25 protein-coding genes and 1 pseudogene are annotated in these 26,381 nt (G+C 64.6%); 3 read left to right on the forward strand and 23 right to left on the reverse strand.

Going from position 1 to position 26,381, the window contains the following annotated elements; translation table 11 throughout:
- Nucleotides 1-30: 30 nt before the first annotated feature.
- From FNA67_RS19485 to FNA67_RS19525, 8 genes and pseudogenes are all read right to left on the reverse strand, one after another.
- Nucleotides 31-444, reverse strand: a complete 414-nt coding sequence (locus tag FNA67_RS19485) for a response regulator (RefSeq protein WP_147657736.1) — start codon at nt 442-444, stop codon at nt 31-33.
- Nucleotides 444-1,358: an MJ0042-type zinc finger domain-containing protein gene (locus tag FNA67_RS19490; RefSeq protein ID WP_147657738.1), complete on the reverse strand. Its 915-nt coding sequence runs from the start codon at nt 1,356-1,358 to the stop codon at nt 444-446. The genes FNA67_RS19485 and FNA67_RS19490 overlap by 1 nt, the downstream gene beginning before the upstream one ends.
- 108 nt (nt 1,359-1,466) lie before the next feature.
- Entirely contained in the window at nt 1,467-2,519 is a 1,053-nt protein-coding gene (locus FNA67_RS19495) for a sulfate/molybdate ABC transporter ATP-binding protein (RefSeq protein WP_147657741.1), read from the reverse strand.
- A gap of 9 nt (nt 2,520-2,528) precedes the next feature.
- Entirely contained in the window at nt 2,529-3,410 is an 882-nt protein-coding gene (cysW, locus tag FNA67_RS19500) for a sulfate ABC transporter permease subunit CysW (RefSeq protein ID WP_147657742.1), read from the reverse strand.
- The gene (locus FNA67_RS19505; protein ID WP_147657744.1) at nt 3,400-4,350 is read right to left on the reverse strand and encodes an ABC transporter permease; all 951 of its coding nucleotides are present in this window, start codon (nt 4,348-4,350) and stop codon (nt 3,400-3,402) included. Before FNA67_RS19505 ends, cysW begins: the two co-directional genes overlap by 11 nt.
- Entirely contained in the window at nt 4,322-5,353 is a 1,032-nt protein-coding gene (locus tag FNA67_RS19510; RefSeq protein ID WP_147657746.1) for a sulfate ABC transporter substrate-binding protein, read from the reverse strand. Before FNA67_RS19510 ends, FNA67_RS19505 begins: the two co-directional genes overlap by 29 nt.
- A 200-nt stretch (nt 5,354-5,553) precedes the next feature.
- Nucleotides 5,554-5,982, reverse strand: a complete 429-nt coding sequence (locus FNA67_RS19515; protein WP_049706756.1) for an RrF2 family transcriptional regulator — start codon at nt 5,980-5,982, stop codon at nt 5,554-5,556.
- Between the two features lie 789 nt (nt 5,983-6,771).
- Nucleotides 6,772-8,661, reverse strand: a pseudogene (locus FNA67_RS19525) (cation:proton antiporter domain-containing protein); the annotation flags it as partial.
- Between the two features lie 179 nt (nt 8,662-8,840).
- On the opposite strand from FNA67_RS19525, the gene FNA67_RS19530 reads away from it, so the two are divergent.
- Complete coding sequence (locus FNA67_RS19530) at nt 8,841-9,173, forward strand: Cif family virulence factor (protein WP_147657748.1); 333 nt, start codon at nt 8,841-8,843, stop codon at nt 9,171-9,173.
- Nucleotides 9,174-9,231: 58 nt separating this feature from the next.
- Here the strand turns inward: FNA67_RS19530 and FNA67_RS19535 are convergent, their stop codons facing one another.
- The 7 genes from FNA67_RS19535 to FNA67_RS19565 all read right to left on the reverse strand — a co-directional run bounded on the left by FNA67_RS19535 (nt 9,232) and on the right by FNA67_RS19565 (nt 16,941).
- Nucleotides 9,232-10,506, reverse strand: coding sequence for an L-fuconate dehydratase (locus FNA67_RS19535; RefSeq protein ID WP_147657750.1), 1,275 nt, complete (start codon nt 10,504-10,506; stop codon nt 9,232-9,234).
- A 28-nt stretch (nt 10,507-10,534) separates the two neighbouring features.
- On the reverse strand, nt 10,535-11,266 hold the full coding sequence (locus tag FNA67_RS19540; RefSeq protein WP_147657752.1) for an SDR family oxidoreductase: 732 nt from the start codon (nt 11,264-11,266) through the stop codon (nt 10,535-10,537).
- 17 nt (nt 11,267-11,283) lie between these two features.
- Nucleotides 11,284-12,390 carry a mandelate racemase/muconate lactonizing enzyme family protein gene (locus FNA67_RS19545; protein ID WP_147657754.1) on the reverse strand — a complete coding sequence of 369 codons (1,107 nt, stop codon included), beginning with the start codon at nt 12,388-12,390 and terminating at the stop codon, nt 11,284-11,286.
- Nucleotides 12,391-12,600: 210 nt separating this feature from the next.
- Complete coding sequence (locus tag FNA67_RS19550) at nt 12,601-13,686, reverse strand: ABC transporter ATP-binding protein (protein ID WP_147657756.1); 1,086 nt, start codon at nt 13,684-13,686, stop codon at nt 12,601-12,603.
- Between the two features lie 4 nt (nt 13,687-13,690).
- Nucleotides 13,691-14,554, reverse strand: a complete 864-nt coding sequence (locus tag FNA67_RS19555) for a carbohydrate ABC transporter permease (protein WP_147657758.1) — start codon at nt 14,552-14,554, stop codon at nt 13,691-13,693.
- Nucleotides 14,551-15,453: a carbohydrate ABC transporter permease gene (locus FNA67_RS19560; RefSeq protein ID WP_049706763.1), complete on the reverse strand. Its 903-nt coding sequence runs from the start codon at nt 15,451-15,453 to the stop codon at nt 14,551-14,553. The genes FNA67_RS19555 and FNA67_RS19560 overlap by 4 nt, the downstream gene beginning before the upstream one ends.
- A 156-nt stretch (nt 15,454-15,609) precedes the next feature.
- Nucleotides 15,610-16,941, reverse strand: a complete 1,332-nt coding sequence (locus tag FNA67_RS19565) for an ABC transporter substrate-binding protein (RefSeq protein WP_244616403.1) — start codon at nt 16,939-16,941, stop codon at nt 15,610-15,612.
- 146 nt (nt 16,942-17,087) lie between these two features.
- On the opposite strand from FNA67_RS19565, the gene FNA67_RS19570 reads away from it, so the two are divergent.
- Nucleotides 17,088-17,858: an IclR family transcriptional regulator gene (locus FNA67_RS19570; protein ID WP_049706764.1), complete on the forward strand. Its 771-nt coding sequence runs from the start codon at nt 17,088-17,090 to the stop codon at nt 17,856-17,858.
- A gap of 2 nt (nt 17,859-17,860) precedes the next feature.
- Entirely contained in the window at nt 17,861-18,685 is an 825-nt protein-coding gene (locus FNA67_RS19575) for an amidohydrolase family protein (RefSeq protein WP_147657760.1), read from the forward strand.
- Nucleotides 18,686-18,715: 30 nt separating this feature from the next.
- On the opposite strand, the gene FNA67_RS19580 is transcribed toward FNA67_RS19575, so the two are convergent.
- From FNA67_RS19580 to FNA67_RS19615, 8 genes are all read right to left on the reverse strand, one after another.
- Nucleotides 18,716-19,678, reverse strand: a complete 963-nt coding sequence (locus tag FNA67_RS19580; protein WP_049706766.1) for a dihydrodipicolinate synthase family protein — start codon at nt 19,676-19,678, stop codon at nt 18,716-18,718.
- A gap of 152 nt (nt 19,679-19,830) precedes the next feature.
- The gene (locus tag FNA67_RS19585) at nt 19,831-21,336 is read right to left on the reverse strand and encodes a helicase HerA domain-containing protein (protein ID WP_147657762.1); all 1,506 of its coding nucleotides are present in this window, start codon (nt 21,334-21,336) and stop codon (nt 19,831-19,833) included.
- Between the two features lie 304 nt (nt 21,337-21,640).
- Nucleotides 21,641-22,084 carry a MaoC family dehydratase gene (locus tag FNA67_RS19590; RefSeq protein ID WP_049706768.1) on the reverse strand — a complete coding sequence of 148 codons (444 nt, stop codon included), beginning with the start codon at nt 22,082-22,084 and terminating at the stop codon, nt 21,641-21,643.
- Entirely contained in the window at nt 22,084-23,208 is a 1,125-nt protein-coding gene (locus tag FNA67_RS19595) for an extracellular solute-binding protein (RefSeq protein ID WP_147657764.1), read from the reverse strand. The genes FNA67_RS19590 and FNA67_RS19595 overlap by 1 nt, the downstream gene beginning before the upstream one ends.
- Nucleotides 23,205-24,359, reverse strand: coding sequence for a CaiB/BaiF CoA transferase family protein (locus FNA67_RS19600; RefSeq protein WP_147657766.1), 1,155 nt, complete (start codon nt 24,357-24,359; stop codon nt 23,205-23,207). Before FNA67_RS19600 ends, FNA67_RS19595 begins: the two co-directional genes overlap by 4 nt.
- Nucleotides 24,360-24,367: 8 nt before the next feature.
- Nucleotides 24,368-24,907 (reverse strand): MaoC family dehydratase, encoded by a 540-nt coding sequence (locus tag FNA67_RS19605; RefSeq protein ID WP_147657768.1) that lies wholly within the window; start codon nt 24,905-24,907, stop codon nt 24,368-24,370.
- Nucleotides 24,904-25,929: a Gfo/Idh/MocA family protein gene (locus FNA67_RS19610; protein WP_147658258.1), complete on the reverse strand. Its 1,026-nt coding sequence runs from the start codon at nt 25,927-25,929 to the stop codon at nt 24,904-24,906. The genes FNA67_RS19605 and FNA67_RS19610 overlap by 4 nt, the downstream gene beginning before the upstream one ends.
- Before the next feature lie 122 nt (nt 25,930-26,051).
- On the reverse strand, nt 26,052-26,381 hold the full coding sequence (locus tag FNA67_RS19615) for an L-rhamnose mutarotase (RefSeq protein WP_147657770.1): 330 nt from the start codon (nt 26,379-26,381) through the stop codon (nt 26,052-26,054).

Raw genomic sequence — 26,381 nt, forward strand, 5'->3', positions numbered from 1 at the left:
GTGAACCCCACCCTTTGTCGCGGGCCGGTATCAGCCGCCGTTCATCGCCTGCCTGGCCAGCGAGACGATCTCGGCCGGGCGGCCCGCAAGGGCGTCGTCGACCTTGTCCATCAGCATCTGCAGGCTGAAGGGCTTGGGGATGACATCGTAGATCAGTGCTTCGAGTCCATGGGCGCGCTCGCGCTGGTCGGCGAACCCGGTCATGAGGAGGATGGTGATCTCGGGATAGGCCGCCGCCACAGACAGGGACAGCGCAATGCCGTCCATCACCGGCATCTTGATGTCCGAGAGCATGAGGTCGAACGCCCCATCGTGCTCGGCCATGGCTTCGGCGGCCAGGCCCCCATCTTCGGCAAACACTACGTCATGGCCCTTGAGCTCAAGGGCTCTCACCACGAACTGGCGTACGTTGTCGTCGTCTTCTGCAACAAGGATCCGGGCCATCAACGCGTCTCACTGTCTAGATTGTTTGCGGCCGTTGTGGCCGGGCTTTGTCCCCGGCTCGAGGCGAACGTCAGCTTGACCTGCGACGCCCCGGCTGGAGGTTTTGGGAGTTCGGTAGAGAAGTCGATCACTTCCCCCGGCTTGAGGTCGCGCGCCTGGGGCGTAACGCTCCATTCGTAGAGCGCGGCGCCCGAACCATCGAGCAGCGTCACCACCACGGAAGGCACCGGCACGATCCGGTTGGCGACCGAATAGATGCGCGATTCGATCGAGAGGATGTCGTTGCCGGCGCGCTGGCTGCGCATGGTCTTGAGGTCGCGGATTTCGAGGCCCACGACGTTGACGCCCAAGCCCACGCTTTCATAGAGGCCGGCAAGCGCCGGGAACTGGCGCACGATATTGGTACGGAAGAAGAGCCCGCCGCCGATCAGCATGACCAGGGCGACTGCCACCAGGATACGGGCCGTCCGGCGCACGCGCGCCATCGGCAATTGCCGCCCGCGCGCATTCTGGCGGCGGAAGAAGGCACGCTGCTGCTTGCGCGCCAGCGCGGGGTCGACGGCCGGCCGCGGCGGCATCTGCGGGTTGATCGCTTCTTCCTCGACTTCCTCGAAATCGGCGAACTCGTCGGTTGACGATTCGTCGTCCTCGCCTGTGGCCTGCGCCGAGGCCTCGCGCTCCTGGGCGGCGAATTCCGCATCGAGCCGCGCCTCGTCGGCCTCATCGAAGAGCTTGTCGTCCGGATATTCCTCGCCCGGCTGCACCAGGGTCGGCTTGGGCCTCGGCTTGGGGAATTCGGGCATCGCCTGCCAGGCCTCGCCGCAATTGGCGCACTGCACCTTGCGGCCGGCCGACCCAATGGTCTCCAGAGCGATCTGGTAGCGAGTCTGGCAATGGGGGCAAGTAATTATCATCGGCCGCAACGCTTGGGCTTGGAAAGCACCCAAGCTAGCGGCTGGGAGTTAAGACTCCTCAAATTACCGCGAGACGAGGCAACCGAGTTTGCCGCGCCGTGGAGAAACCTACCCGGCGGCCCCAGCCACGGGGAACAATTGCCAGCGCTTGGGTCGGAAGGCGATGCGGCTCTTTTCGCCGGCCGGATGATCGAACGGCAGGTCGATCTCGACCAGCCCCTGATCGCCGCCGATTTCAAGCTCCACCCGCCGCGTGCCGCCAACGCGGCGACTGGCGACGACAACCCCTGCAAGGCAGGCCTGCCCTTCCACCAGTTCGACATCGTGCGGCCGGAAATAGAGCCGCGCCACCCCTTCTGGCGCCTCGGGCGCGGCCAGACCGATGGCCCTGCCCCCAACCCAGAGCTGCTTGTTTTCGACCGTTACCGGCAAGGCGCTTGATTCGCCGATGAAGGAAAAGACGAAGGGCGAATTGGGCCGGTCATAGACCTCGTCGGGCGTCCCGACCTGTTCGATTCGCCCCTGGCTCATGACCACGAGCCTGTCGGCCAGTTCGAGCGCCTCTTCCTGGTCATGGGTGACGAAGACGGTGGTGTGGCCGGTCCGGTCGTGGATTTCACGCAGCCATTTGCGCAGTTCCTTGCGCACCTGGGCGTCGAGCGCGCCGAACGGCTCGTCCAGCAGCAGCACTCGCGGCTCGATGGCCAGCGCCCTCGCCAGGGCCACGCGCTGACGCTGCCCCCCGGAAAGCTGCTGGGGATAGCGCTTTTCGAGCCCGCCGAGCTGGACGAGTTCGAGCAGTTCCATGGCCCGTTTGCGGATTTCTTCCTTGGGCGGGCGGGTCTGGCGCGGCCGCACGCGCAGGCCGAACGAGATATTGTCGAGCACCGTCATGTTGCGGAAGAGCGCATAGGCCTGGAACACAAAGCCGACATTGCGGTCCTGCACGGATTTTGCGGACGCATCCTCCTCGCCAAAGAAGATCTGGCCGGCCGTCGGTGATTCGAGACCGGCAATCAGACGCAGCAGCGTCGTCTTGCCCGAGCCGGACGGCCCCAGCAGCGCGATGAGCTCGCCGCCTTCAATGTCGAGCGACACATCGTGCAGCGCCGGGTAGCGCGAGAATTCCTTACGGACGTGGCGGACCGAGATATCTTCCATGTCTTGCCTTTAGTGTCGCCGGGTCGCGGCGAGTTCGTCGCCGAAGCGCAACTCGAGGACAGTCTTGAGGACGAGGGTGACGAGGGCCAGGAGCGCGAGCAGCGAGGCCACCGCGAAGGCACCGGCGAAATTGTATTCGTTGTACAAGATCTCGATGTGGAGCGGCATGGTGGTGGTCTTGCCGCGAATGTGGCCGGAGACCACGGACACCGCCCCGAACTCGCCCATGGCGCGGGCGTTGCACAGCAGCACGCCATAGAGCAGGCCCCATTTGATGTTGGGGAGGGTGACGTGCCAGAACGCCTGCCAGCCATTGGCCCCGAGCGAGAGCGCTGCCTCTTCGTCGCCATTGCCCTGCGCCTGCATCAGCGGAATGAGCTCGCGCGCGATGAAGGGAAAGGTGACGAAGATCGTGGCGAGCACGATGCCCGGCACGGCGAAGATGATCTCGATATCGTTGGCCTTGAGCCAGGGCCCGATCAGGCCCTGCGCCCCGAACAGCAGCACATAGACGAGACCCGAGACCACCGGAGACACCGAGAACGGCAGGTCGACCAGGGTGATAAGGAAGGCCTTGCCCTTGAACTCGAACTTGGCGATGGCCCAGGAGGCGGCGATGCCGAAGACGAGGTTGAGTGGCACCGCGATAGCCGCAACCAGGAGCGTGAGCTGTATGGCCGCCACTGCGTCGCGCTGCGTCAGCGACTTGAGGAAGAACTCGCCCCCCTTCCGGAAGGCTTCCGAAAACACCAGCACCAGCGGCAGGACCAGCACCAGCAGCATGAAGGCGACGGCGAGTGCGATCAGGGTCATGCGCACCGAGGCCCGCTCGGTGGTCGCACTCACATGGACGTTGGGTGCGCTCGGCGCGGGACGGCTGTCATAGACCATCGCCATACCTCCTGCGGCTCCAGGCCTGGATGAGGTTGATCGCCAGCAACATTGCAAAGGCGATGACCAGCATGATCACGGCAATGGTCGATGCCGCAGGCTGGTCGAATTCCTCCAGGCGTATGACGATGAGAAGGGGTGCGATCTCGGAGACGTAGGGGATGTTGCCGGCAATGAAGATGACCGAGCCGTATTCCCCCACCGCCCGTGCGAAGGCCAGCGCGAAGCCGGTGAGAACCGCCGGCGCGAGGCGCGGCAGGATGACCCGGGTGATGGTTTGCCAGCGGGTTGCACCGAGCGTTGCGGCGGCCTCTTCGAGCTCCTGCTCGAATTCTTCCAGGATCGGCTGGACGGTGCGCACCACGAAGGGCAGGCCGATGAAGATGAGGGCGAGCGTGATGCCGGTCGGCGTGTAGGCGATCTTGATATTGAGCGCCCCGAACTGGCTGGCCCACCAGCTGCCGGGAGCGAAGAACTGCCCGATGATGCCGGCTGGGGCGAAGAGCGACCCCACCCACCCCTTGGGGGCATAGAGGGTGGACAGCGCAATGCCGGCCACCGCCGTGGGCAACGCAAAAGGTAGATCGACGATGGCATCGAGCAGCCGGCGCCCCGGAAAGCGATAGCGCACCAGCACCCAGGCCACGATCACCCCGAAGACGACATTGATCGCCGCCGCGATGAACGACGACCCGAAGCTGACCCAGAGCGCCGCCAGGGTTCGCCGGTCGGTGGCGATTTCCACCAACCGCTCGGGCGGCAGCGAAAAGGCCTTAAAGAACAAGGCCGCTATGGGGATCAGGACGATGATCGAAAGATAAAGAAGGGTGTATCCGAAGGTGAGCCCGAAGCCCGGGATGACGCTGGGTTTGACGAAGGACCAGCCCGCCCGGGCGGGCTGGTTCCCACGGTTACTGGCCGGGTGAGTAGAGCTTGTCAAAGATACCACCGTCCCCGAAGTGCTTGGGCTGAGCTACCTTCCAGCCGCCAAAGACAGGATCATCAATACTGACCAGCTTGATCGTTGGGAAGGCTTGCACCAGCGCCTGGTCGGTTACCAGCTCGGGCTTGGACGGCCGGTAGTGGTTCCTGGCGGCGATGGTCTGGCCCTCGGGCGAATAGAGATATTCGAGATAGGCCTGCGCCACTTCGCGCGTTCCGTGCTTGTCGACATTGCCGTCCACGATGGCCACCGGCGGCTCGGCCTTGATCGACTGCGGCGGGATGACGATGTCGAAATTGTCCGCCCCGAATTCGTCGAGCACGAGATAGGCCTCGTTCTCCCAGGCAAGCAGCACGTCGCCGAGTTCCTTCTGGGCAAAGGTGACCGTCGAGCCGCGCGCACCGGTATCGAGCACCGGCACGTGCTGGTAGAGCGCCTTGATGTAATCCTCGATCCTGGCTTCATCGCCCGAGAACTGGTCGTTGGCCCAAGCCCAGGCGGCGAGGTAGTTCCAGCGCGCGCCACCCGAGGTCTTGGGGTTGGGCGTGATGACTTCGACCCCGTCCTTGACCAGGTCGCCCCAGTCCTGGATCGCCTTGGGGTTACTCTTGCGCACGAGGAAGACGATCGTGGAGGTGTAGGGGGTGGAATTGTTCTCGAAGTGAGAACGCCAGTCCGGCTTGATGAGGCCGGATTTTTCGACGATGGCGTTGATGTCGCTTTCGAGCGCCAGCGTCACGACATCGGCTTCAAGCCCATCGATGACGGCCTGGGCCTGCTTGCCCGAGCCGCCATGACTGTTGTCGATGGTGACGGAATTGCCGGTCGTTTCCTTCCAGTGCGCCGCAAAGGCGTCGTTGAACTGCTGGTAGAGTTCGCGGGTGGGATCGTAGGAAACGTTGAGCAAGGTCTGGTCGTCGGCACGCGCCGTGACCGCAAACCCGATGATCAGCGCGGCTGCCAGCCCGCCATAGGCGAGAATTCGAGCGGTCGTCTTCATCTGTCCTCCAGGGCTCCTATCGGTGAAGATCGAATAAAGCCTACTGGATAGGTAGGCTTTTACAAGCCGGACACCTGCCCTCGAACCGACGACAAGGAGAAAAAGTTCCTTGCCAACCCTCGATGCGCAGAAAAAGTCCGCCGGGCACCACCCCGCCGGACAAGCTAGAGAGCAATCCGTTTCGGTTTGATCGAGACGGTCTAGAGCGTCTCGAGCTCGACATGGACCGCGTCGGCGAGCGTCGTGCGGTCGAGCACCTCGCGCGTCGCCTCGGCAACCCTGGCGAAGACATGGCGCACTTCGCAGCTTTCCTCTTCGCGGCAATCCTCGCAGCGGCGGTAGAACACCTTGGAGAGGCAGGGGAGCGGCGCGATCGGCCCGTCGATGAGACGCAGCACCTCCCCGAAGGTCACCTCGCCCGGCGTCTTGAGGAGGGCATAGCCGCCCGTGCGCCCGCGCTGGCTGGTGACAATGCCGGCGCGCTTGAGTTCGAGCAGGATCTGCTCGAGGAATTTCTTGGGGATGGCCTGCTCGCGCGAAATCTCGGAAATCATGCGCGTCGCACCCGGAGGCGCCCTGGTCAACGCGACCAGCGCCCTGAGCGCATACTTTGCCTTCTGAGAAATCATCGCCAACAGAACCTTGCGACGCCTGGCGCCGTGACCCGAGTAAAGCACATTATTGCCGCGCCGGTGAGAGGCGCAGCAATAAATTCGTCAGTCCGCTCAAGGTGTCCGCGAGGATTCGTCGTCCTGCTTCTCCTCGCCGGGCTCTGGCTCGCCCTCCTCCTGCTCGGTCTTGGGTGCCTGGGCTTGCGCCTCGCGCTCCAGAGCCTCCATCTCAGCAGGATTGTTTCCGGGCAACTCCTGCGGGCTCGGATCGACCGAAGGCAGCTCGACCGGGGTCGGCTCGATCTCGGCGGGCGGCACGGTGGGGAGTTCTGCCGGAGGCTGCGGAATCTCGGTCGGCGCGGGCACCGGCACTTCCTCGGGCGGCTTCACCGGTTCGGGCGCCGGTGTCGGTTCCGGGGACGGAGGCGGGACCGGCTCGGGGGTGGGCTCGGGTTCGGGAGCCGGCGGCACCGGCAGCGGCTCGGGAGACGGCTCGGGCTTGGGTTCAGGCGGCGTTTCCGGCGGCGGCACTGGCTCGGCCGGGTCGCCCGGCGGACCCAGGATAATCACCTCGGGCACGTCACTCTCGGGTTCTTGAGGGCTCGGTGCGACGATTACGGGTTCCTGCGAAGAAGGCGAAGCCGCCTCTTCGAGCGCAGGCTCAACCGCGAGCACCTCACCGACCGACGGCTCGGCCGCGACCGGTTCGGGCTCGACCGATTGGGCTGGCAGGTCGACCAGGGTTTCCTCGGTCACCGCAATCGCGGCCGGCGCGGCCACGGCGGCACCGGCCAGCGTGGGTTCGATGGCCTTGGTCAGGAAATTTTCCACCGGAGCCAGCTTGGGCCCGCTCGTCTCGGGCTCCTCGGGCGTGACCGGGCCGGCTTCCTCGGGACGCTTGCCCTCGAGGAAAGCCAGCATGCCCAAGCCGATCTCGCGTTCGCCCATCATTACCGTGTTGGCACCCATTCGCGTCAGATACTCCTGTTCCTCGTGCGAATGCGCTCTCACCACTATGTCGATCCCCGCATTGAGTTTGCGGCATTGCTCGACCGCCTGCCCGGCCTCGAAGGAGTTGCGCATCGCAATGACAAGGCGCCGCGCGCCCTCCACATTGGCGAGCGCCAGCACTTCAGGACTGGCGGCGTTGCCCACAACGACTTCGATGGCCAGGGCACGGGCTTCCGCAATCCTGCTATCGGAATCCTCGATGACGAGGAATGGTTCCCCGTCGGCCTTGAGGCCCTCCCCGATCACCGACCCGACCCGACCGAAACCGACCAGTATTGTATGGCCGGAAAGCGTGGTGGGCGTCGGCACGTCGTCAGGCTCCGGTGCGATGACGGGCTCTTCGGCGGCAACGCTCGCGCTTGCTTCCGTCGTGGGCTCGAGCGAAGGCTCGACCGGTGCCGACACGACCGGTTCAACGCCTGCCGGCTCGCCACGGCGCAAAGCGGCGCGGGCCTCGAGCCGTGGGCGCAGACGATCGGCGATGAAGAACATCAGCGGATTGAGAATGATCGAGATCATGGCGCCGGCCAGGATCAGGTCCCGCCCCTCCTCGGGCAGGATGTGCAGAGACACGCCCATTGCGGCGAGGATGAACGAAAATTCGCCGATCTGGGCGAGGCTCGCCGAGATGGTGAGGGCCGTCGAAACCGGCCGGCGGAACGCCAGCACGATCAGGAACGCCGCTACCGACTTGCCGATGAGGATGATGAAGAGCGCCCCCAGCACCGGGAGGGGATTCTCGATGATGACCATCGGATCGACGAGCATGCCGACCGAAACGAAGAACAGCACCGCGAACGCGTCACGCAGCGGCAAAGTCTCGTTGGCGGCGCGCTGGGACAATTCGCTTTCCGAAAGGATCATGCCGGCAAAGAACGCGCCCAGCGCCAGGGAAACCCCGAAGAGGTAGGCAGCGCCGAGCGCCACGCCGAGCGCGATGGCGAGAACGGCGAGCCGGAAGAGTTCGCGATTGCCGGTATGGGCGACGGCATGGAGCATCCAGGGAATGACGCGCCGCCCCACCACCAGCATGAAACCGACGAACGCGGCCACCTTGATGATGGTGATCGCGATGATGCCGACCACCCCGATATCGGCGCCGGTCAGCCGTTCGGCCAGCGAAACGAAGGAATCGTGCGGCACCGGCGCGGTATCGCCGCCCAGGATCGGGGCCAGCGCCGGGATGAGCACCAGGGCGAGGATCATCGCCAGGTCTTCCACGATCAGCCAGCCAATGGCCAGCTTGCCGCGCTCGGTGTCGATGAGGCGGCGATCCTGCATGGTCTTGAGCAGCACGACCGTCGAGGCGACCGACAGCGCCAGGCCCAGCACGATGCCGGCGCCGACGCCCCAGCCCAGTAAGAGGGCGAGACCCACGCCCAGGAGGGTCGCGAAGGCGATCTGAACCAGGGCCCCGGGGATGGCTAGGGTTTTGACCGTCATCAGGTCCTTGAGCGAAAAGTGCAGCCCCACGCCGAACATCAGCAGGATCACGCCGATCTCGGCCAACTGGTTGGCGATGGAGATATCGGCCACGAAGCCCGGCGAGGACGGCCCGACCAGGATACCGGCAAACAGATATCCGATGAGGGGCGGTAACCGCAGCCGGTTGGCAATCGAGCCGAAGATGAACGCCAGGACGAACGCAACGACGATCGTGGTGATCAGGGGCGTATCATGGGGCATTCAACAGGTCTCCGGCGGCGCCCGCCCGGGCGCCGTGTGTGGTCAAGAAAACGAAAATGAGGATTCGGCGGCTGCCGCGCAAGCGATAGCGCCAAAGGCATCGAACAAATTTGGCTTGTGTCGCATCGACTTCCCGCCAATCGTCCATGCGTCACTCTACCGGCAATTAGGTGCAAAACATGGCTGAACCAACCCTGCCCACAGCGATCGAAAGCCTTCGCCAGGCCATAAACCGCGGCGACACCGACGCCTTTCTCGCCTTCTTCCCGGAGGATGGGGTCGTCGAAGACTGGGGCCGGCGCTTTTCCGGCCACGCCGCCATCCTCGGCTGGAGCGACAAGGAGCTGATCGGAGCCAAGGGAACGCTGACCATCACCAAGGTGCTGTCCGTGTCACCCCAAAGGGTGGAAGTGATGACGGACTGGCAGAGCAGCTTCTTTTCGGGAACGAGCAAATTCACCTTCACGCTCGATGACGCGAAAGTGCGGGAGATGCGGATTTCGGAAAGCTAGCGAACTCCGCCTCGCTTTCCCGACAACGCCGGGGAAGTGAGGCTGGAGATGCGCCCGCTTACCCTTCGAAGACGTGCTCGATGATCGATTCGGGCTTCATCTGGATGGAGAAGCCCGGCAGCTTGGGCGGCATATAGGCGGCGTTGCGGATGTCGCAGGGTTCGATGAAGTGCTCGTGGAGATGGTCCACGAACTCGATCACACGCCCCTCTTTGGTCCCCGAAACGACCAGATAATCGATCATCGAGAGGTGCTGGACGTATTCGCAAAGGCCGACGCCGCCCGCATGCGGCCAGACCGGGAGCTTGTACTTGGCCGCCATCAGCAGCACCGAGAGCACTTCGTTGAGCCCCCCGATGCGGCAGGCGTCGATCTGGACGATGTCGATGGCGCCACGGGTGATGAACTGCTTGAAGATGATGCGGTTCTGGCACATTTCGCCGGTCGCCACCCGTACAGGGGCGATGGATTGGCGGATCTTGCGATGGCCCTCGATATCGTCGGGGCTGGTCGGCTCCTCGATGAAATAGGGGTTGAAGCGCTTGAGTTCGCGCACCCAGTCGATGGCCTGGTCGACTTCCCACACCTGGTTGGCGTCGATCATCAGGTAGCGGTCCGGCCCCATGATGGAGCGCACGATTTCGAGCCTGCGGATGTCGTCGTCGAGGTCGCGCCCGACCTTCATCTTGATGTGGTTGAACCCGGCGTCCACCGCCTCGGTGGCGAGGCGCGTCAGCTTCTCGTTCGAATAGCCCAGCCAGCCCGCCGAGGTGGTGTAGCAGGGATAGCCCTCGGCCTTGAGCCTTTCGATGCGCTCGGCCTTGCCGGTTTCCGCCTTGCGGAAGATTTCGAGGGCCTCCTCGGGGGTGATGGCATCGGTGAGGTAGCGGAAGTCGACGATCGAGACCAATTGCTCGGGCGTCATGTCGGCGACGAATTGCCAGACGGGCTTGCCCGCATCCTTGGCGAGCAGATCCCAGACCGCGTTGACCACGGCGCCGGTGGCCAGGTGCATCGCGCCCTTGTCCGGGCCGATCCAGCGCAGCTGGCTGTCGCCGGTCACATGCCGCCAGAAGCGGCCCGGGTTTTCGGCGATCCAGTCGAGGTCGAGCCCTGTCACCCGGCCCTCGAGCGCCCTGATGGCCGCGCACACCACTTCGTTGCCGCGCCCGATGGTGAAGGTCAGCCCGTGCCCCTCGTGCGGACCGTCGGTGTCGAGCACCACATAGGCCGCCGAATAATCGGGGTCGGGGTTCATGGCGTCCGACCCGTCCAGCGACTGGGAGGTCGGAAAGCGCAGGTCAAAGGTCTTGAGGCCGGTAATCTTGGTCATCGAACGAGGTTCCGCAAACGAAAAGCAATCAGCCGGTCCAGCCGCCGTCGATGACGTGGACCTGACCGGTCGTGTAGGTGGCGCCGGCGAGGTAGACGGCCAGGTCCGCCACTTCCTCGGGCTTGCCGATGCGCCCGATGGGCTGGCGCGCGATGAAGGCGGCGCGGGCGGCTTCGAAATCGCCGGTCGCCTTCCAGCGCTCGTGGAGCGAGGGGCTGTCGACGGTGCCCGGGGCGATGGCATTGCAGCGGATGCCCCTGGTCACGTAATCGGCGGCCACCGACTTGGTGAGGCCGATGACGGCGGCCTTGGAGATCGAATAGGCGGCCCGGTTCGGCACGCCCTTCACCGAGGAGGCCACCGTCGCCATGTTGACGATCGCGCCGTCGCCGCGTTCGAGCATGCCGGGCAGGATGGCCTTGATGGTACGCACCTGCGCCCAGACATTGAGGTCGAAGGCGAATTCGAGGTCCTTCTCGCTCATTTCGAGCACGGTGCCGTTATGGACGACGCCGGCGCAGTTGAAGAGCACGTCGATGCGGCCGATCTCGGCGACGGCGGCAGTGACGGCCTCGGCATCGAGCACGTTGAGCACGCGCGTGGTGACGCCGGCGAGCCCATCGAGCTCCTTGAGCTTGTCCGCATTGATGTCGGTGGCGACGACCCTGGCGCCGGCCCTGACGAAAGCCTCGACGGAGGCGCGGCCGATGCCCTGCGCCGCCGCGGTGATTAAGACGATTTTGCCGTTGAGATCGGCCATGCTGAAGCTCCCGCCCCTTAAGAAATAGAAACCCGCGACCCTTCGACGGCGAGCCTGTCGATCGCCTCGAAATCCCAGGCGATGCCGAGGCCCGGCGCGTCGCTGGGTATCGCCTTGCCATCTCGAATGGTCATTCGCGCGGAGGTCAAGTCGTCGAGTTGCGGAATGTATTCCACCCAGCGGGCATTCGGCACGGCGGCGCAGAGCGAAACGTGCAGTTCCATCAGGAAATGCGGGCAGACGGCGATATTGAAACACTCGGCCATGTGCGCGACCTTGAGCCAGGGCGTGATGCCCCCGATGCGGCCGACGTCCACCTGCACGATCGAGCAGGCATGGCGTTCGAGATATTCGCGGAAATGCAGGTGCGAGTAGAGGCTCTCGCCTACCGCGATGGGCAGGCTCGTATGCTCGACCAGCCGCTTGTGGCCCTCGATGTCGTCGGCCGGCAGCGGCTCTTCCAGCCAGCCGATATCGAGCGGCTCATAGGCCCGCGCCCGGCGGATGGCCTCGTCCACGGCAAAGGCCTGGTTGGCGTCGGTAAAGATCTCGAAGCCGGGGCCGACAGCCTCGCGGACAGCGGCGATGCGCCTGACGTCCTCGTGGATGGGCCGGCCGACCTTGAGCTTGGCGCCGGCAAAGCCATCGGCCTTGGCGCGCAGCGCGTCTTCCACCAGGGCCGATTGCTCGAGATGCAGCCAGCCGCCTTCGGTGGTGTAGAGCGGAATTTCCTTCTGCGCCCCGCCGGCCAGGATATGCAGCGGCAGCCCGAGTTTTTTGGCCTTGAGGTCCCAGAGCGCCGTATCGATGGCCGCCATGGCGATGGCGGTAATCGCCCCCACGGTCGTGGCATGGGTCAGGAACAGCAGATCGCGCCAAATCTTTTCGATGTCGTAGGCGTCCCGGCCGATGATGGCAGGCGCCAGGGTCAGTTCCAAAAGCTTCATCACCGACATGCCGCCGGTGCCGATGGTGTAGCTGTAGCCCACGCCCACCGCGCCATCGGCATCGGTGATGCGCACCATCGGCGTCTCCTGGGAGACGAAGGACTGGATAGCGTCGACCCGCTTCACCTTCGGTTTCAGGTCGACCATCAGCAGTTCGACGCGGGTGATCTTAGCCATGGCGGGCTCCGAGGGTGTGGTTGTCCCCCCACCCTTGTTCCCTCCCCACCAAGGGGAGGGAAACCTGCTGGCGCGATTCTCCCCCGGAGCCTCCCTCCCCCTTGTGGGGAGGGATCAAGGGTGGGGGTGGGCAAACCGCGCGGAGCTTGCGGCTCACCCCCTTGCGGGGGTGGGACAGGGAGGGGGGTGCCAGTTTCGCGAAAGCTGCCATCACGCCCTCAGGCTCTTTCCCGACGCCTTATCGAAGACATGCAGCCGCGTGAGATCGAGGGTGAAATCCAGCACCTCGCCCGAAGCCACATGGCGCGGATTGAGCATCTTGCCCTGGACTTCCTTGCCCCCGAGCTCGGTGAAGAGGATGGTCTCGGTGCCCAGCGGCTCGGCGATCAGCACCGGGCGGCGGAGATTTACCGTGCGCGATTCGTCGTGGAGCGCATGGCCCTTGGGCGCAAAGCTTTCGGGGCGGAAGCCGACGACGACTTCCTGGCCGGCCGTGACGGCGAGGCCCTCCGGCAGCGGCACGACCGTGCCGTCGCCCAGCCTGGCGCCGCCATCGGCGACCACCGCATCAAGCTGGTTCATCGGCGGGGAGCCGATGAAGCCGGCCACGAACGTGTTGACCGGCTTCTCGAAAACTTCGGAGGGCGTGCCCACCTGCTCGACATTGCCGTCTCGCATGATGACGATGCGGTCGGCCAGCGTCATCGCCTCGACCTGGTCGTGGGTCACGTAGATGACCGTGGTCTTGACGCGCTGGTGGAGCTTCTTGATTTCCACCCGCATCTGGCCGCGCAGCTTGGCGTCGAGGTTCGAGAGCGGTTCGTCAAAGAGAAAGACGTCCGGGTTGCGCACGATGGCGCGGCCCATGGCCACGCGCTGGCGCTGGCCGCCCGAAAGATTGGCCGGCAGGCGGTCGAGATAGGGACCGAGCCCCAGGATCTCGGCGGCCTCGGCCACCCGCTTTTCGATCTCGGCTTCCGGGGCCTTGGCGATCTTGAGCCCGAAGCCGAGATTCTCCTTGACCGTCATGTGCGGGTAGAGCGCGTAGGACTGGAACACCATCGAGATGTTGCGCGAGCGCGGCGGCAGGTCGTTGACCACGCGGTCCCCGATCGAGATGGTGCCGCCCGAGATTTCCTCGAGCCCGGCCACCATGCGCAGCGTCGTCGACTTGCCGCAGCCCGAGGGGCCGACCAGGACCACGAACTCGTTGTGGGCGATGTCGAGATCGATGCCATGCACGATCTCGAGGTTCCCGTAGCGCTTGACGACCTTTTGGAGGCGAACTTCCGCCATTGGACTAACCCTTTACGCCGCCGAACGTCAGGCCGGCGATCAGATGTTTCTGGACGATGAAAGTGAGGACGAGAGCCGGGATGATAATGAGCACGGCCATGGCGCTCATGCCGGTCCAGTCCACCGTGAATTGGGCGGTGAAATCCATCAGGCCCACCGGCATGGTCTTGCTCGCCGTGGTGCGGGTGAGCTGGCTGGCCAGCGCATATTCGTTCCACGAGGTGAGGAAGGCGAAGATCGCCGCCGAGGCGAGGCCCGAACGGGCGAGCGGGAACTCGACCTTCCAGAACGCCTGCCAGCGCGTGCAGCCATCGATCTGGGCAGCTTCGGAAAGATCGACCGGGATCTGCCGGAAGAAGCCGTCCGTGAGCCAGATGGTGAAGGGGATGTTGACCGCCATGTAGACGAGGATCAGCCCGAACGGGGTATCGATGAGGCCAACGCGTGCCCAGAGGATGAAGAGCGGCAGCGAGAGCGCCACGCCCGGCACGGTGCGCGACAGCATGAAGGCGAGGAACAGCGCCCCCTTGCCCTTGAACCTGTAGCGCGCAAAGGCGTAGCCGCCCGCCATGCCGATGACGATGGCCACCACCGTCGAGGTCACCGAGATGACGATCGAGTTGATGAAGTACTGGGCGACCGGCAGCCCCTGCTGTGTATCGAGGAGGCCGAAGATACCCTTGAAGTTGTTGAGCGTAAGCTCCTTGGGGATCCACACCGCCGGTCGCGCCAGGATTTCGATATTGGGGCGGAAGGCGGTGAGCACGACCCAGACGCCGGGCACGCACAAGATCACCATGGCCACCAACACGCCCAGTCGGATCAGCCAGCGCTGCCACGGCTTTTCGATTGTTCTCTGCCGGCTCATTGCGCGCCTCCCATGAAGGTCCGCGCAGCCACCAGCTTGCGGTAGAAATAGAAGGTGAAGACGATCGAGAGCAGGATCGAGATGTAGCCCATGGCGTTGGCCATGCCCATCTGGCTGTTCTGGTAGCCGGTGCGGGTCATGAGCGTCCACAGGAGCTCGGTGCGCCCGGCCGGCCCGCCATTGGTCATGATGCGCACCATGTCATAAGCGCGGGCGATGTCGAGCGAGCGGATGGTCATGGCGATATAGACGAAGGGCATCAGGAACGGCAGCGTGATGTGCCGGAAGACCTGGACGGGATTGCACCCATCCACCTTTGCCGCCTCGATCGGCTCCTTGGGCAGGGCCATCAGCCCCGCCAGCAACAGGATCGCGAACACCGAGGTCGACATCCAGATCTCGGCGAAAAGGATGGAGAAATTGGCGAGCGTGCCGTCGACGAGCCAGGGGATCGGCTCCTTGATGAGCCCGAGGTCGAAGAGCGCGTTGTTCACGAGCCCCACCGAGTCGTTGAAGATGTACTTGAACTGGAAGCCCACGAGGATGGGCGAGAACATCATCGGGAACATCATGATGGTGCGCAGCGTGCGCTGGCCCCAGGTGATCTTGTTGATGAGCAGCGCCAACCCGAGCCCGAGGATCATCTCGACATTGAGCGCGATGGTGACGAACAGCAGCGTGCGTCCGAACGCCCACCAAAACTCGGGATTGACCATCAGGCGCTGGTAGTTGCGCAGCCCCACGAACTGAAACAGCGTCGCCGGCTTGGTGAGGTTATAGGCCGTAAAGCTCGTCCAGAACGAAACGAGGAGCGGCACCAGCACCACGGCCAGGATCACCACGATCGCCGGGAGCAACAGAAGATAGGGTATCGCCCGGGGCGATCGGAAGAAGCGCATGCGCGTTCTCTAAACTTGATGGAAGAACCCCCCGGCCCTCCCCCGCAAGGGGGAGGGAGAAGAGGCAGCGGGAATCGAGCCACAACTCGCCCCCCCTTGCGGGGGAGGCCGGGAGGGGTGAGCCGCCCGCACAGGACAGGCGGCTCCTCACATCGCTTACTGCAGCAATCCGGCGTCCTGCATGATGGTCGTCGCCTGGGCGGCGGCATCATCAAGGGCCTGCTGCGGGGTCTTTTCGCCAATGATGGCGGCCTGGACGTTCGGCCAGATCACGTTGGAGACTTCGATCCACTGCGGAATCAGCGGCGGGGTGCGGGCTTCATCGAGCGACTTCTGCCAGATGGGGAACATCTGGGCGAGGGCCGGCTTATTGTTGGCCTTGAACCACTCGACCACTTCGTCGAACGTCTTGGTGCGGGTCGGGAGGTTCCCGGCTTCCGCTTCCATCATCTCGCTTTCGTCATTGGTGAGGAACACCGCCAGGGACACCGCCGCTTCCTTGTTGTCGCACTGCTGCGTCACCGAGAAGGAGTGCGAGCCGGACCAGCCGCCGCGATGGCCGGAAGTACCGACCGGCGCCACGGCGAAGCCGAGATCGTCGGCGATCTTGGACGAAGCCGGGTCCGAATAGAAACCGGCGAAACCCGGCCAGTCGAGGTCGACCGCCAGCTGGCCGGCAGCCATGGCCTGGCCGATGTCGTCCCAGGTGTAGTTGACGGTGCCGGCGGGAACCGCCTTGGCGTCATAGATGTCCTTGAACCACTGGACGGCGGCAACGCCGGCTTCCGAGTTGAAGATCGGCTTGTTGTTCTCGTCGAAGATATCCCCGCCATTGGCGCGCAGGATTTCCATGAAGCGGCCGGACATGCCTTCGTCCTTACCGGCAAAGGCAGTGCCGTAAAGGTTCGGCGGATCGGCGAAGAAGATGATCTGGTTCTTGAAGTCCTCGAAGGTCTCGGGGGGAACCAGGTCCTTGCCGAACTTTTCCTTGTAGGCCGCCTGCCTGGCAGGATCGGCGTAGAGCGACTTGCGATAGTAGATGTTGGAAACGTCGGTGACGCGCGGCAGCTGCACCAGGCGCCCGTCGACTTCGGAGGACTTGAGGGTACCCGGCACGTACTTGGCCAGCTCGCTCTCGGGAATGTAGTCCTTCAGGTCAATGTAGAGATCGCCATATTGGGGGGCGAACGAGGTGTGGTTCGAGCCCACGCACCAGTTGATGGTGCCCGAGGCGATGTCCTGCTTGATCTCGCGGTCGAGATCGAAATGGTTCTTGGACGAAACGATCTCGACCTTGGCGCCGGTGAGCTTTTCCCATTCCGGAATGCGGGTATAGAGCTTTTCGTACTGGGTACCGCCGATCAGCTTCACCTTGAGGGTGTACCCGTCGAATTTGCCGTAATCGAAGTCCTGCGCTGCGGCGATGCCGGTCAGGCTCGCGAACGCAACCGACGCCATGAGCGCGGTTTTCATCAGTTTCGATGACATAACTTTCTCCTCCTGAGACCTCTCTGCATATCGCCTCCACCCGAGGCTTGATTATGCATATATGAAAAGTCTATTCGTAAGTAAGCAGGTTGACGCGCCGCCGTCAACAGCTAGCATCGCGCCGCAATCAGTAAGGACGCTCGCACGTGGACACCGAGGAAAGCGATCGCTACCGCGCTCCGGCGCTCGACAAGGGGCTCGATATCCTCGAGCTGCTCTCGGGCACCGAGGAGGGCCTGAGCCAGGCGGAGATCGCCAAGTCGCTCGAGCGCTCTCCCAACGAAATCTACCGCATGCTCGATCGTCTGGTTCGGCGCGACTACGTGCGGCGCACGCCCGGGGACCGCTACGAGCTGACGCTCAAGCTCTTCGAGCTGGCCCATGCCAGCCCCCCGGTTTCCCGGCTCGTCAGCCAGGCTTTGCCGATCATGCGCCGGTTCGCGCGCGAGGCGCAGCAGGCCTGCCACCTGGTCATCCAGGATCGCAACATCCTCGTGGTGGTGGCGCAGGTAGACAGCCCCGGCTACTGGAACGTCTCGATCCGCGTCGGCTCGCGCATTTCCATGGTCAATACCGGCTCCGGCCATGTCTTCCTGGCCTTCGCCTCGCCCGAGGAGCGCCGGATCATGCTCGAAGACGTTGCGGGCGCCGATGAACTGCCCGCCGATTTCGCGACGCGCCTCGCCAAGGTGCGCGAGCAGGGCTTTGAGACCATGGCGAGCCTGCAGGTCGCGAGCGTCACCAACCTCACCGTCCCCATCCTCGGCCCGGTCGGCACGATCCTCGCGGTTCTGACCAGCCCGTTCACCAGCCGGCTCGACAAGAGGGATGCGCCCGACCAGCGGGCGGTTCTCGACCTGCTGATCGCGGCGGGCGAAGAGATTTCGAAACGGCCGATCGCGGCCCCGAGGGATTGACCATGCGCATACTCGATACGCACCTGCACCTGGTTTACCAGGATCGGTTCTCCTACCCCTGGCTGGCCAACGCCGAACCCCTCAACCGGCAATGGACGGCCGAAAGCTACTTCGCAGAAGCCGAAAAGCTTGGCATCGAATCGGCCATCCACATGGAAGTGGACGTCGCCGAACCCGACATCGCCGGAGAGACCGCCTTCGTCACCCAGGTGCATCCCCGCGTCATCGGCGCCGTCGCCTCGGGGCGCCCGGAGCACGAGGGATTTGCCGAGTACCTGGACCTGCTGGTGCGTAACCCCAAGGTGCGGGGCGTCCGCCGCATCCTCCACGAATCTCCCAACGAGCTGTCCCAGACCCCGCTCTTCGCCGAGAACCTGAGGCGTCTCGCGCCCTATCACCTCAGCTTCGATCTCTGCCTGCGCGCCGACCAGCTGCCCATCGGCGCCGACCTTGCCGACAAGGCCCCCGAGGTACACTTCGTGCTCGACCATTGCGGCGTGCCCAAGGTCGCCGCGATGGAGCTCGATCCCTGGCGGCAATATATCAGGGAACTGGCCAGTCGTCCGAACGTCAACGCGAAGATCTCGGGCATCGTGGCCTATGCCAAGCCCGATTGGACGGTCGACGACCTGCGCCCCTTCGCCGAGCACGTCATCGAAAGCTTCGGCTGGGACCGCGTCGTCTGGGGCTCGGACCATCCGGTCTGCACGCTCACGGCCAATCTCACCCGTTGGGTGGAAGCGACCCACCAGATCCTCTCGGGCGCCAGCGACGACGAGAAGGCCAAGCTCCTCCATCGCAATGCCGAGCGCATCTATCGGGTCTAGAAAGGGGAGCCTTGCGGCTCCCCCTCGAAACTAGGCGCGATACTTCTGGACGGCGCCGGGAAGCTTGCTCCATTCGGCATACCAGGCGACGAACTGCTCGTACTGGCTCTTGGCCCAGGCCCGCTGGCTCGGGGAGAGTTCGTCGGTCGCGTTGAAATGGAGCTTGTAAGCTGCCTGCCCCTGCAGCTCGAGCAGGTACTTGTAGTAGAGCACCAGGTCGGTGCCCTCGTCCCAGGACGACAGCACCTCGAACGCTTCGCTCAGTTCGAGCGCGCGCGAACGCGCCTCGAGATCGCCGGCGGCCGCGGCCTTGGCCAGGGCCACAAGGTGCAGCACCTGGCGCGGCAGGGCATTGCCGATGCCGGTGATGGTGCCCGCGGCGCCGGCCTTGACGTAGCCATGATAGACGCCGGTATCGACACCGGCCATCATCACGACCTCGGGGTCGGCGCTGGTGATGTGCTCGGCCACGTAAGTCATGGCCTCCGGACCTCCGAATTCCTTGAAGCCGACGAGGTTCCTGTGCTTGGCGCGCAGGGCGAAGAAGAGTTCGGCGCGGGTTTCGAAGCCGTAATGCGGGCTGTTGTAGATGACCGCCGGCGTGTCCGACGCGGCCGAGAGGATGGCCTCGAAATGATGCCGCTGCGCCGTCGGCTGGTTGCCCCGCGAGAGTACCCGGGGAATGACCATGAGGCCGGCGGCGCCGACCTTCTGGGCATGGGCGGCATGGGACACCGCCGAAGCCGTGTTGACGGCGCCTGTGCCCACGATGACGGGAATGCCGGCCTTGACCAGGCGCTCGACGCCTTCCTGGCGCTGCGCATCCGTCAGCAGCGGCCAATCGCCCATCGAGCCGCAATAGACGACGCCCGACATGCCGATTTCGATCAGTTCCTTGGCCTTGCGGACCAGCTCGTCATAGTCGGGCGTGCGGTCGGCTTTGCAGGGTGTCATCAGGGCCGGGATCACGCCCGTAAAGATGCTCGTGTTCATGATGTCCTTGTCGGTCTTGGCGTCTGCCCGCAGATTAGTCCTTTGTATTCTGTTTGTCGACAGAAACGAAACCGGCGCACGAAACCCGGCTGACGCCACGAAAAAGCCAGATCGATAAACGGCTTATGAAGGAAGAAGCCCCGCGAAGCGGCCTATTCGGCGGCCTGATCGGCCTCTAGGTCCGGACCGTTGGGATCGCCGGGCGCGGTTTCGACGCCGATATCGGGGAAGGCCACGATACGCTGGCCGTGGAAATCGGTGCGCACCACAACGAGGCCGCGTTCCTCGAAATAGGTGAGGAGGCGCCGGGCGCGCCCGATCGAGTGCGTGCCGTAGACGCGGGCAAGCGTGGCGTCGGGCGGGCAGGGGGCGCCGGTGACGGCGGCCTGGGCGACGATGAGGAAGACCCCCTGCACGTCGTCGGTCAGCCGCTCGGAAAGAGCGAGGGCCTGCTGCCAAGTATCGGAGGAGGCGGTTTCCTCATCGACACTGGCCTTGGCGACGGCGAGGCGCCGGCGGAAGGCGGGAAGCGCCAGCGGCTCGCCGGGAACACGGCGAATGCGGCAGCGGACCAGAAAGTCCTGGTAGAGCACGGCGACGGTGCGGAAGCCGGCATCGGGATCATCGAGCAGTTCGCGCATGACCTGGTCGAGCAGCGCTTCGCGCTCGGCCTCGTCGATCTCGGGAAAGAGCGACACCGGCATAGGCTCGTGCTCGGGTTTCTTGCGGGCGAGCTGGGTCAGGATATCGGCGGTGGGCGTGGGCGGAGGCGGGGCCGGGCGGCGCACTGGCGGCTGGCGGATTTCCTCGGCGACGGCCGAGAAGATGAGATCGGCGGCGTCCTGCGGCGCTTCGGGGAGCGGGGTCAGCTTCGGGCTGGTGGAGCGGGCGGAAGTCTCGACCGGGCCGATGGCGATGGGCAGCGGTTTTCGCGACAGGGCCGGGCCCAAGGCGACGAAATTGCCGCGCGGCAGGTCGCGGAACATTTCGGCCTGGCGGCGGTCCATGCCGAGGAGATCGGCGGCGCGCGCCATGTCGATATCGAGAAAGGTGCGGCCCATGAGGAAGTTGGAGGCTTCCGCGGCGACGTTCTTGGCCAGCTTTGCGAGGCGCTGGGTAGCGATGACTCCGGCAAGGCCGCGCTTGCGGCCGCGCGACATCAGGTTCGCCATGGCGCCGAGCGAGAGCTTTCGCGCTTCGTCCGAGACGTCGCCGGCGGCGGCGGGGGCGAAGATCTGGGCCTCGTCGACGACGACGAGCACGGGATACCAGAAGTCGCGGTCGGCATCGAACATGCCGCCGAGAAAGGCGGCGGCGCAGCGCATCTGCTGCTCCATGTCGAGGCCTTCAAGATTGAGCACCACGGAGACGCGGTGCTGGCGGATGCGGCCGGCAATGGCGGTGAGCTCGCGCTCGGTGCGGGCGCCGTCGACGACGAGGTGCCCGTATTTGTCGGCAAGGGTAACGAAATCGCCTTCGGGGTCGACAACGCAATGCTGCACCCAGGGCGCGCTCTGTTCGAGCAGGCGCCGCAAGAGGTGGGACTTGCCGGAGCCGGAATTGCCCTGGACCAGGAGGCGGGTCGCCAGCAGCTCCTCAAGATCAAGCATGGCCGCCGCGCCGCCGGCGGCTTTTCCCATGTCGATCGAGACGTTCATGTGAGCTGGGGAATCCTGCGGGGAATCGGAAGGGTCAGGGTTCCTTAGCATTTTGGGCGGGGGTTGGGAGTCCCGGCGCGGGAAATGCACAGGGGGGCGGTGATTGTGTTCACCCCCCCTGCCTCCCCCGCAAGGGGGGAGGTGTTTCGATCCAGTTGCTGGCGCGCTAGACGTCCCACAATCGCGGTCAGCACCTCCCCCCTTGCGGGGGAGGTTGGGAGGGGGGGGAGTGAAAGGCGCGGATGGTGTGCGCGCCCTCTCCCGCCGCTGCGCGGGGGCGAGGTGCGGGTGGGTCGTTCGCGCGCTAGCCCCGTCGTTCCGCCAGATAGATATGATCACACGCCAGCACCGTCTCGCCGCGCTGGTTGAGTACGCGCACCTGTTCGGTGATGCGGCCATGCGTGGCGCGCTTGGGGTCGGGGTCGAGCCCGGTAATGGTGAGCTCGGTATGGATGGTGTCGCCGATGAAGACGGGTTTGGGAAACCGCAACCGCTCGTAGCCGTAAGTGAAGGCCAACGGGTTGATCTCGCTGGCGGTCAGCCCGATGCCGATGGCGAAGGTCATGGTGCCGTGGGCGATGCGCTGGCCGAAGGGCGTCGCCTTCATCGCCTCGGCGTCCATGTGGTGGGGAAAGAAATCCCCGGTATGGCCGGCATGGACGACGAAGTCGGTCTCGGTGATGGTGCGGCCGTAGGTCGATCGGGTTTCCCCGAGGACGTAGTCTTCAAAGTGCCGTGGTCTGTCCATCAGAAGGACTCCGCGAAGAGGGCGTTGAGGGCGGCGACGATGGCAGCCGGGGATTGGCGCGACAGCAGGCCCTGGTTGAGGCGCTGCGAGGCGGCCTCCTGGAAGGCCATGTAGCCGTCGTGGCGCGGGCGCACCCAGGCGCCTTCGAGGGTTTTTCGCGTGTCGCGATAAAAGTCATGGGTGGCGGCGTTGACCTTGCTGTCCTCCCAGGCGGCTGCATGGCCGGGCTGGCCGCCGGAAATGGCGTAGATGGTCTTCTGCACCGGGGGGCTGGCCACCCAATAGGCGTAGTCGATGGCCTGACCGATGCGTTTGGAAAAGGCCGAGACGGCAATGCCGGTGCCGCCGAGCGCCGAGCCGACCGGGCCGTTGCCGCCAGCGGCGGGGATGTCGGCGAAGGCGAGGCGGTGGTCGCGAAAACCGTCGATGGCGTAGTTCACGTAGCCATAGCCGAGCGGCATGACGGCGAGGTTGGTGTCCTCGCTGGCCAGCAGCTCGGAGGAGGCGATGGGGTCGCGGGAAAAGTCATCGGGGTCGATGAGGGCGACGAGTTCGGCCAGCATGGCGACGGCGCGTTCGCCCGCTTCGGGAGCGATGAGCTGGCCGGTGACGTTGCAGGGCGTGCCGAGATTGGCGGCGAGGGTGTAAAAGCTCATCAGCGAATGCGGCGGGCGCATGGGAATCGTGACTTTGCCAGCCCGCGCCAAAGTGAGCACTTCGCTCCAGCGGGTCAGTGGCTTTGGCAGCCTGTCGGCGCGAAAAGCCTGCACCTGCGTGGCGGCATCGATGGGAAAGGCCCATTGGCGGCCCTGCCACTGGTAGCTCTCGAAGGATTTTCCGACCGAGCCGGCCCTGATGTCGGCGAAGCCGCGTTCGCGGCCGGCGACGTCGAGGGGGGCGAGGCATTTCTCGGCGGTGATCTGGCCCACATGGGGATGGTCGATGACGATGAGATCGTATTGGCGCGCCAGGTCCTCGACCGGAAAGCTCTCGAAATCCTGGAGGCTGCGCTGGTCCCAGGAAATCTCGACCCCGGTTTCGGCCAGCCATTGGCGGGAGGTGGCGACCATCGGCTCGTAACCGCGCGGATGGCTCCAGGTCATGCCCTTGAGTTTGATGCTCACAGGCCGAACTCCGCGCGGATCTTTGCGCTCTGTTCGCCGATGAGAGGGGCGGCCCGCGAGGTCCTGGGGCGCTTGCCGTTGATGCGGAGCGGCGCGCGGGTAGTGGTGATCGAGACGTTGTCCTCGCGGGTGACGGTCTGGAGCATGTCGAGGATCTTGAAACCCTCGCTCTCCATCAACTCGTCCCAGGTGAGAACCTTTGCGCACCAGATGTCGGCGGGCTCGAGGATACTGAGCCAATGATCGGTGCTCTGCGTGGCGACATGCCCGGCGATGATGCGCTTGATGGCGTCGCGATCAGAGAACCAGGTTTTTGGTTTGTCCTTGTAGGGGGCGAGAGCTTCGAGGCCGAAGAGGTCGGCCAGTTTGGTGATGGGGGTCATAGCGATGGCGAGGTACCCGTCGGCGGTGGGGTAAACGCCGTAGGGGGCGGAGAGGTAGGCGTGGGCCGAGCGGAATTCCGAGCGCTTTGGCATGCGCTGGCCGTCGTTGAGATAGGCCGTCAGCACTTCGAACTGGAAGTCGACGAGGGCTTCCATGAGACTGGTCTCGACATGGGCGCCCTGCCCGGTGATGCCGCGGCGGACGAGCGAGGCCAAAATACCCTGGCAGGCGGCGGAGCCGGCGAGCATGTCGGCGACGGCGAGCCCGAACGGCACCGGGCCCTGGTCGTGGTCGCCATTGAGCCACATGAGGCCCGAACGGGCCTGGGCGAGAAGGTCCTGCCCCGGACGCATGACCCAGGGGCCTTCTGTGCCGTAGCCGGTAATCGAGGCGTAGACGATGCGCGGGTTGATGGACTTGACCGCTTCATAGTCGAGCCCGAGCCGCTCGATGACGCCAGGGCGGAAATTCTGCAGCACCACGTCGGCCTGGGTCAGGAGCTTCCTGAGCGCCACGAGATCGTCCGGGTTCTTGAGGTCGAGCGCCAGGCTTTCCTTGGAGCGGTTGATGGCGTGGAAATTGGTGGAATCGCCGCCGATCTCGGTGTCGGTGAGATAGAGGCGACGGGAGAGGTCGCCTCCGTCCGGACGCTCGATCTTGATGACGCGCGCGCCAAGATCCTGCAGGCGCAGCGAGGCATAGGGGCCGGAAAGGAACTGGCACATGTCGATGACGACGAGGCCGGTGAGCGGAAGATCCTGATCCATTCTTTTTGTTACTTTTCGGTCTTGCCGGCGAAATCGGCAGGGTTTTGGTATTTCACCGTCTGCAAGTGCTCGCAGTAGAGGACGAGTTCGCCTTCGCCCTTGAACACCTCGTAGCTGGCGCGGATGAGGCCGAGCTCGGCATATTTCGGGCGTTTATCGAGGTTGGTGCGGATGGTGTAGATGGTGTCGCCGACAAAGGTCGGCTTGATGAAGCGCAGCTTGTCGTAGCCGTAGGAGAAGGCGTTGACGCAATTGGTGGCGACGAGGCCGAGGCCGGCGGAAAAGACGAAGGCACCGGCGACGAGACGCTTGCCGAACTGGCCTTCGGTCGTGGCAAAAATATCGTCGGCGACGTAGGGGTGCATGTCGGTGACGAGGGCGTTGAACGCCATGGACTCGCCCTCCGAAATGGTGCGCCGCAGCGAGCGGATCTTCTGGCCGACCGGCCAATCCTCGTAGAACCAGTTTTCGCTGTTCCACACGGGAATGTCGGCATGCTCTGCCGGCATAGTTTTGGGATGGGTGGACGAAACGCCGATGGTACTCATGGCTTGGCCTCGAGGGGGGTGGCCGGGGCGGCGGCGGAGGCAAAGGCGGCCTCGGCGAGTGCCATCGTGTACCAGGCATCCTCCACCGAGGTGACGAGCGTCTCATCCTCGCCGGCGGCGAAGCGCTGCAGGTTGCTCATGGTGCCGCGGAAGGCGTGGGGGAACCAGCCGCCCTCGAGCGGCACCTGCGTCCAGTCCTCGCCGCGGCGCGTGATCCAGAGTTCGTCGGGTTCGCCCTTGGGATAGTCGAGAAGCACCCCGAGCTTGACCATGGCCGCGCCCTCGCTGCCCTCGATGCGGAAGGAGGCGTCTTGGAATCTGCGGCCGAAATCGTGGTTGTGGTTGATGGAAAGCGTCACCCGCTGGCCCGGAGCGAAATCGATGAGAGCCGAGGTGCGGGTCTGGGCGAGGTCCGTCGAGGGATGGCCGAGCGTGCGGGCATGGACGCCGCCCGGATTGCCCAGGAAGAAGCGGATCGCGTCCAGGTAATGGATCGAATGCACCGCGATCTCGATGCGCGGCAGGCCCTTGAGGAAGGGGAAGAGCTGCCAGGGGGTGACGAGATTGAGATGGACTTCGACATCGACGATGTCGCCCAGCCAGCCGCGATCGACGGCATCCTTGAGGGCGAGGAACATCGGGGAGAAGCGCAGCTGGAAATTGACCGCCGCCCTGAGGTTTTTCGCCCGGCAGAGTTTTAGAATTTCGGTGGCTTCGGCGAGGTCCGAGCCCATGGGCTTTTGCAGCAGCACCGCCGCGCCATCGGGCAGGCTCGGCAAAACCTTGAGATGTGCGGAGGGCGGCAGCGCCAGGTCGTAGACGGCATTCGGGGTGGCGATGGCCTCTTCGAGCGTCGAAAAGGCCCTGATGCTCCACTTTTCCGCCAGGGTTCCGGCCTTGGCGAGATCGAGGTCATAGACGCCGGCGACGGGCAGGCCGGCCAGCCGGTAGGCCGGCAGGTGGGCATCGCCAACGATGCCGCCGCCGCCGATGATGACGATGGGTTTTGGCGCAGATGGCATCGGCCAGTTCTGGGCCAGTTGATCGACCGGGATCACGCGTCCTCCCTCGCGGCCGCGTCCCGACCGCAATTCTTATGTGAATGATATTTTCACATATGGGGAAAGCGCGCAAGCGCCATGGGTCAATCCATATGAAAGACCTCGGGCATTTCCGCCCACCATTCGCCATCGTTGCGGGTATCGAGCGGGGATTGCAGGGGCTTGCAGACCGCCCACCAGTCCTGGGTGCGCGGGTCGGCGGCCATGGCCGCCATGTCGGCCTCGTAATCGCTGCCGTGATACTCGAAGTACGAAAACAGCAGGTTCTCCGGCTCCTTGAGGTAGATCGAGTAGTTGGAGATGTTGGAGGCCTTCAGCTGCTTGAGCACGTCCGGCCAGACAGCAGCGTGCAGGCGTTTATACTCGGCGATGGACTCGGGCTTGATGCCGATGACCGATGCGTAGCGGGTCAT

The organism is Youhaiella tibetensis (genome assembly GCF_008000755.1).
Taxonomy (GTDB): Bacteria; Pseudomonadota; Alphaproteobacteria; order Rhizobiales; family Devosiaceae; genus Paradevosia; species Paradevosia tibetensis.